This is a genomic window from Bacillus marasmi, from assembly GCF_902168435.1.
GTDB classification, from domain to species: domain Bacteria; phylum Bacillota; class Bacilli; order Bacillales; family Cytobacillaceae; genus Bacillus_BU; species Bacillus_BU marasmi.
Window position 1 is genome coordinate 20,596 of sequence record NZ_LR656190.1, and the last position, 6,435, is coordinate 27,030.

8 protein-coding genes are annotated in these 6,435 nt (G+C 39.9%); all 8 read left to right on the forward strand.

All coding sequences use genetic code 11. The features are described 5' to 3' along the window. Nucleotides 1–34: 34 nt before the first annotated feature. On the forward strand, nucleotides 35–730 hold the full coding sequence (gene vanR / locus FXW34_RS22015) for a vancomycin resistance response regulator transcription factor, VanR-F/VanR-M family (protein WP_147536171.1): 696 nt from the start codon (nucleotides 35–37) through the stop codon (nucleotides 728–730). Next, the gene (locus FXW34_RS22020) at nucleotides 723–1,841 is read left to right on the forward strand and encodes a sensor histidine kinase (RefSeq protein ID WP_147536172.1); all 1,119 of its coding nucleotides are present in this window, start codon (nucleotides 723–725) and stop codon (nucleotides 1,839–1,841) included. Before vanR ends, FXW34_RS22020 begins: the two co-directional genes overlap by 8 nt. A 103-nt stretch (nucleotides 1,842–1,944) precedes the next feature. Continuing rightward, a complete protein-coding gene (gene vanY / locus FXW34_RS22025; protein WP_147536173.1) occupies nucleotides 1,945–2,829 on the forward strand; it encodes a VanY-A/VanY-F/VanY-M family D-Ala-D-Ala carboxypeptidase in 885 nt (294 codons plus the stop codon). Between the two features lie 74 nt (nucleotides 2,830–2,903). After that, on the forward strand, nucleotides 2,904–3,377 hold the full coding sequence (locus FXW34_RS22030) for a VanZ family protein (RefSeq protein ID WP_246141254.1): 474 nt from the start codon (nucleotides 2,904–2,906) through the stop codon (nucleotides 3,375–3,377). 476 nt (nucleotides 3,378–3,853) lie between these two features. Further along, nucleotides 3,854–4,174, forward strand: coding sequence for a PadR family transcriptional regulator (locus FXW34_RS22035; protein ID WP_147536174.1), 321 nt, complete (start codon nucleotides 3,854–3,856; stop codon nucleotides 4,172–4,174). Between the two features lie 19 nt (nucleotides 4,175–4,193). After that, on the forward strand, nucleotides 4,194–4,532 hold the full coding sequence (locus FXW34_RS22040; RefSeq protein WP_147536175.1) for a DUF1048 domain-containing protein: 339 nt from the start codon (nucleotides 4,194–4,196) through the stop codon (nucleotides 4,530–4,532). A gap of 263 nt (nucleotides 4,533–4,795) precedes the next feature. After that, complete coding sequence (locus FXW34_RS22045) at nucleotides 4,796–5,560, forward strand: ABC transporter ATP-binding protein (protein WP_147536176.1); 765 nt, start codon at nucleotides 4,796–4,798, stop codon at nucleotides 5,558–5,560. Beyond that, a complete protein-coding gene (locus FXW34_RS22050; RefSeq protein WP_147536177.1) occupies nucleotides 5,561–6,304 on the forward strand; it encodes an ABC transporter permease in 744 nt (247 codons plus the stop codon). The last annotated feature ends 131 nt before the right edge of the window (nucleotides 6,305–6,435 follow it).

Sequence of the window (6,435 nt, forward strand, 5' to 3'; positions counted from 1 at the left end):
AACCGAAAAGCTACCGAAACAGGAGGCAAGCTAGATGAGAAGTATTACGATATTGATTGCTGATGATGAGGAGGAAATTGCTGACCTTGTTGCCATACATTTAGAAAAAGAGGGGTACGAGGTAATCAAAGTAAGTGATGGAGAGGAAGCAGTTCGAGTTGTAGAAACCCAAAATATTGATTTGCTGATCTTGGATATTATGATGCCGAAAATGGATGGGTTTGAAGTGACGCGCCATATCCGCGAAAAATTCAATATGCCGATTATTTTTCTGAGTGCCAAACAATCGGATTTCGATAAGGTACAAGGACTGGTGATTGGGGCAGATGATTATATGACGAAGCCATTCACGCCGATTGAACTGGTTGCTCGTGTGAATGCGCAGCTGCGGCGGTTTATGAAGTTAAATCAACCTATCGTCGAAAGTAAATCTTGTGTGGAAGTTGGGGGATTAGTCATCTCCGCTGAGGAACGCACCGTAACTTTATACGCGAAAAGGATTGAGCTAACCCCAAAAGAGTTTGATATCTTGTATTTACTAGCAAGTCATCCAAAGAAAGTGTTTAGCGTGGAAAACATTTTCACTCAGGTGTGGGGTGAAGCATATTTTGAGGGTGCGAATACCGTTATGGTCCATATTCGGACACTTCGAAAAAAACTGGAAGATGACCATCGGAAAGACAAATGGATTAAGACCGTATGGGGAGTAGGTTATACATTCAATGGATAAGTTGGTACACAGTTTTCGCTCAAGGATGCTATTTTTATTTGGACTCAGTATGACTCTATCAGGGATGATTACGTATTTCATTTATAAAGGGCTCCAGTACTATTATCGTACACAAGTTCAATACGGAGATTTTTTGGCCTATATTCGCTTTGTGATCAGGACAATTGGGGATCTATATTTCTTTTTACTTCTGTTTATCCCACTATCCGCAATCTTTTTCTTTTTCCTTACGAAGCCATATTCAACATATTTTAAGGAGATTTCAAACGGGATTCATAACCTTGCCCGGGGCGATTTTAAACATAAGGTTCAGATTCAATCCAATGATGAGTTTAGTGATATAGCGCAAGACATTAATCTAGCAAGTGAGAAATTAGAAGAAGCAATTCAACGGGGTGATTTTTCCGAAAGCAGTAAGGATCAGTTGGTGGTAAATTTAGCCCATGATTTACGCACGCCACTTACCTCTGTGTTAGGATATTTGGATTTGATTCTAAAGGATGAGAACTTGTCTAAAGAGCAGGTGAGACATTTTTTACATATTGCTTTTACAAAATCGCAGCGTCTTGAAAAATTAATCGATGAATTGTTCGAAATTACGAGAATGAATTATGGGATGCTGCCAGTTGAAAAAGGGCCCATAAATTTAACGGACCTACTTCATCAATTAGTAGAAGAATTGTATCCAGTCCTTGAGAAAAATCATTTGACGACCAGGATCGAATGCGCTCCTAAATTACCAATAATCGGTGATGGCGATTTGCTCGCTCGAGTGTTTGAAAATCTTCTAACCAATGCGATTCGCTATGGATATGATGGTCAATTCGTTGATATCAATGGTTTTATTGATGAAAATGAAGTTGTGGTTCAAGTGGCAAATTATGGTGACTCTATTCCTGCTGACGAACTACCGCATCTTTTCGATATGTTTTATACCGGTGACAAAGCTCGGACGCATCAAGAAGACAGCACGGGGCTGGGCTTGTTCATTGCAAAGAATATTGTGGAGCAGCATCATGGAAGTATTTCGGTTGACAGCAATGTTATTAAGACCGTGTTTGAAGTGCGACTTCCGATGGAACCTAAACAAGTAACAGATCCGTCATTGTAAGTGATCGATTTAAAAAAAATTTAAAATTTACCCCACTCTTTTTTTAAAAAGTTTTTCCTATTCTATTTTTAAGCAAGAAGAAGACATAGGAGGAAACTGATAAATGAAGAAGTGGGGTTTTATTTTAATAATTTTAATATGTCTGGGGTTTGCTTTCACAAATGTTCAATCATATTTTGATTCTAAAATAAACATAGAAAATAGCTATGATCAGAATGACGGTGGTCGCGATACTTCAGGTAATGTTCAAACGAAAGAAATCACAAAGGAACAAATCTATCTAGGAAATCTTCTCTTGGTTAACAGTGAATTTCCGGTTCATCAACAGAGTATGAAATCGGATGTTGTTCATTTAACTCCGCGCCATGAATTGACACAGAACTATGTGTTAATGGGGAGTGATATTTATTTGTCAGAGGACGTTGCTCGAGAATTTTCAACGATGATTCTTTCTGCTGAAAAAGAAGGACTGCATAACTTCGCTATTACAAGCGGCTTTCGCAACCTTAATGAACAAGAATTACTTTATCAACAAATGGGGTCAGATTATGCCTTGCCACCAGGTAATAGCGAACACAATTTAGGTTTATCTCTTGATGTAGGTTCCACACAAATGAAGATGGCCTCGGCACCTGAGGGGAAATGGCTTGAAAAGAATGCTTGGAAATATGGATTCATTTTACGCTATCCAAAGGACAAGTCGAAAATAACCGGGATTCAATATGAACCCTGGCATATCCGCTATGTTGGACTGCCCCATAGTGCAATCATGCAGGAAAAGAATTTCGTATTAGAAGAATACTTGGATTTCTTAAAAGGCGAAAAACAAATCACGGCACATTTTAATGAAGAAAAATATAACATTACGTATTACCCAATAACCGAAAATACAACAATTGAAGTACCAGAGAATCACCCCTATCAAATCTCAGGAAACAACATCGACGGAGTAATCGTAACAGAAATGGTGCCTGTCACCCCCCGATAAATCTTGTTTCACAAAAAACCGTGAAACAAGAAAATTCGGGCGGTGACAGGCACCGCACCGAGGAGGAGAAAAAATTGGGAAGTAGAAAATGGACTTTTATGTTGTTCATCATTTATGGATTTGTACTGATTTGGTTAGTTCTTTTTAAGCTGCAGTTTTCATTTGATCATTTAGATAGAGTGCGAGTTATGAATATGATACCTCTTCATCACTCTGTTCTTTCTGAGGTGTATGCCAATATATGGATTTTTGTGCCGTTTGGTATCTTTATAAGTATGTTGAAACGTAAGTGGCCTTTTATGAAAAAACTAGTTTCAATTTTTGGCGTTACACTAGCATTTGAGACTATCCAATTTGTTTTAGTAATTGGAAGAAGTGATATTACAGATGTACTAGCCAATACATTGGGAGGAATCATCGGCATCAGTATTTACGAGCTATTATTCAAGCTTATAAAACACAGGACCAATAAAACGATTAATCTATTTGCCTCAGTGGTAACTTCTATTGTCATGTTATTCCTTATCTTTATTTTTAAACGACCTTAAAATCATTCATGATTGATATCCGAGGAAGTAGTTATGAGAATATATAGATGGAGAAATTCCCGTTAATGTATTAAACGGAGGATTAAAAGGCAGAAATAAGAGGAGAAATTCCCGTTACAGGCTCTAAATAAGCCAAAATTCAATGATTTGAATCATATAAGTGGAAAAACTCCCTTTATTATTAGGGAAATATGGATATTTCATCATTTAAGCGGAAATCTTCCACTTATTTTTCAAAAATAGGGAATGTGATTTATTGGGCGATTAAAATCAGACAAAGTACAGAGCTCTCAAATTTTTAGAAAAAACTGCCCTTAACAATGGGCTGTTTTTAATTGGAGAGTATAAATATTGACAAGTGACGCTATTCTGCGTTACTATATACTAGTAATAAGTAATACTGAATATCAGTAATGCATAATACCTGTAATATAGAGTAATAAATAAATTTGTTGAAGTCCAATGGAGGTGCAAACTTGGAAAATATTACGGAAATGCTGAAAGGGGTGCTCGAGGGTTGTGTGCTGGAGATTATTAGCCGTGGCGAAACTTACGGTTATGAAATCACGCAAAAGCTCAGAGAACTTGGTTTCACTGATGTGGTTGAGGGCACGGTTTATACCATTACAATGCGGCTTGAGAAAAACAAACTAGTGGATATTGAGAAAAAACCATCCACAATGGGACCACCGAGGAAATTTTACACGCTCAATGCTGCAGGGAAAGAGCAACTTGATTTATTTTGGAAAAAATGGGAATTTATTTCGAGCAAAATAAATGAACTTAAACAAAAATGAGAAATTTAGGAGGAGTAATATGAGTATTTTTGAAAAAATTATTGGAAGTCTCGATGACAAACGGGAATGGAAGGCGATGGAGGCTCGTGCGAAGGCACTTCCGAGTGAGTATCGTAACGCATACAAAGCAATTCAAAAATATATGTGGACAGCTGGTGGTCCCACCGAATGGAAGGATGTCAGTCGAATCTTTAACGGCATTATTGACCTTTTCGAGGAAGGTGCTGCGGAAGGCAAGAAGGTAACTGACCTCACGGGTAAGGATGTGGCTGCGTTCTGCGACGAACTTGTAAAGGACTCCAAGACTTGGAAGGATAAATATCGTACGAAATTGAATGATTCGATTGATCGTGGTTAAAGGTGAAAACCTTGTGGATTTTCACATAGCATCGACACGAACGACGAAGCAATTAAGCGTGTAGCATACTGATAATTTTCTGTGCTGTTTTTTCTCAGAAAAATCAATATGACTGAATAGTTGGCTGCATAACTGTTTAAGCCACCACAACTATTCAGTTATTTTTCACAACGGTAGTAAGTATTACAGATTATTAGTCAGACTAAGTAGAAGGGTTATGGCAATCTTGCATCATGCTTTATTTTTATAAGGAGGAAAAAAGGATGAGCAATGCATCGATTTCAGTAAAAGGGTTAAAAAAGTCTTTTAAAAATAAGGAAGTGTTAAAGGGAGTGGATTTTGAGGTACGGCGTGGCGAAATATTCGCATTGCTGGGGTCGAATGGGTCCGGCAAGACGACGACGGTCAATATCCTCTCCACTCTGACGAAGCCTGATAGTGGTGAAGTGAATATTTGCGGCTTTGATATCAAACGTCAACCAGACCATATTCGCCAGAGCATCAGCTTAACAGGGCAGTTCGCAGCTATAGACGGTATCCTCACAGGGCGGGAAAATCTCATAATGATTGCCAAGTTGCGAGGAGTTTCTGACCCTGCTCAAGTAGCTGACAATCTGCTTGCAAGATTCAGTCTAATCGACGCGGCCAACCGCAGGTCAGACCAGTATTCAGGTGGGATGAAGCGCCGGCTTGACATCGCCATGAGTCTAATTGGGAAGCCCGATGTCATTTTTCTCGACGAACCGACGACAGGGCTTGACCCGGAAGCACGGATTGAAGTCTGGAATACTGTCAAAGAGCTTGCTGGTAGCGGCACGACAATCTTGCTAACGACCCAGTACCTGGAGGAAGCCGAACAGCTTGCAGATCGAATCGCTATTCTCCATGATGGAAAAATCATTAAGACTGGTACACTCACCGAACTCAAAAAAATGTTCCCGCCTGCGAAAGTGGAATACATTGAGAAACAGCCAACATTGGAGGAAATTTTTCTTGCGATTATCGGTAAAAAGGAGGAGGAGAAGTAAATGAAAAGCAAAACTTGGGTATTACTAGCACGTTTGCTACGCAATATCATGCGCAGTCCGGATACGATTATCACAGTGGCGATTACACCGATTATGATGATGCTGCTGTTTGTCTACGTATTTGGTGGAGCCATTGAGACTGGCACTGACAATTATGTCAATTATCTATTACCTGGAATTCTGCTGATGGCCATTGCATCTGGTGTCGCTTACACTTCCGTCCGCCTTTTTACTGATGTAAAGAGTGGGTTGATGGCACGTTTTCTGACCATGCCCATTAAGCGCTCATCAGTATTGTGGGCTCATGTGTTGGCCTCAATGGTTTCAAATGCGCTTACGGTCGTAGTGGTCATTCTCGTTGCGCTGTTAATGGGCTTCCGTTCCAGCGCTGATATCCTAGAATGGCTTGCAGTTGCTGGAATACTAGCGCTATTTATGATGGCGTTGACATGGCTCGCAGTCATTCCCGGATTGACAGCCCGGTCTATGGAAGGAGCGACAGCCTACTCCTACCCACTGATTTTCCTGCCGTTTATCAGTTCGGCCTTTGTACCTACTGAAACTATGCCGAAAATGGTCCGTGCATTTGCTGAGAACCAGCCGGTGACTTCAATCGTGAATGCCATTCGTGCCCTCTTGTATGGGGGCTCTGTGGGCAACGGTATCTGGATTGCCCTTTCCTGGTGCATCGGTATCATGATCATAGTATTCTTCATTGCAACAAAAAGATTTAAAAGCCTGTAACCCGGTGCCTAGTATAGTAAATAGGTCAAATAAATAGAAAAAGGCCACCGTTTTCATTGTAAAATGGAAGAACCTATCACAGAACTTCCAATATTACTACCCTTCCAAGGAGATGAAAACGATGGCATATT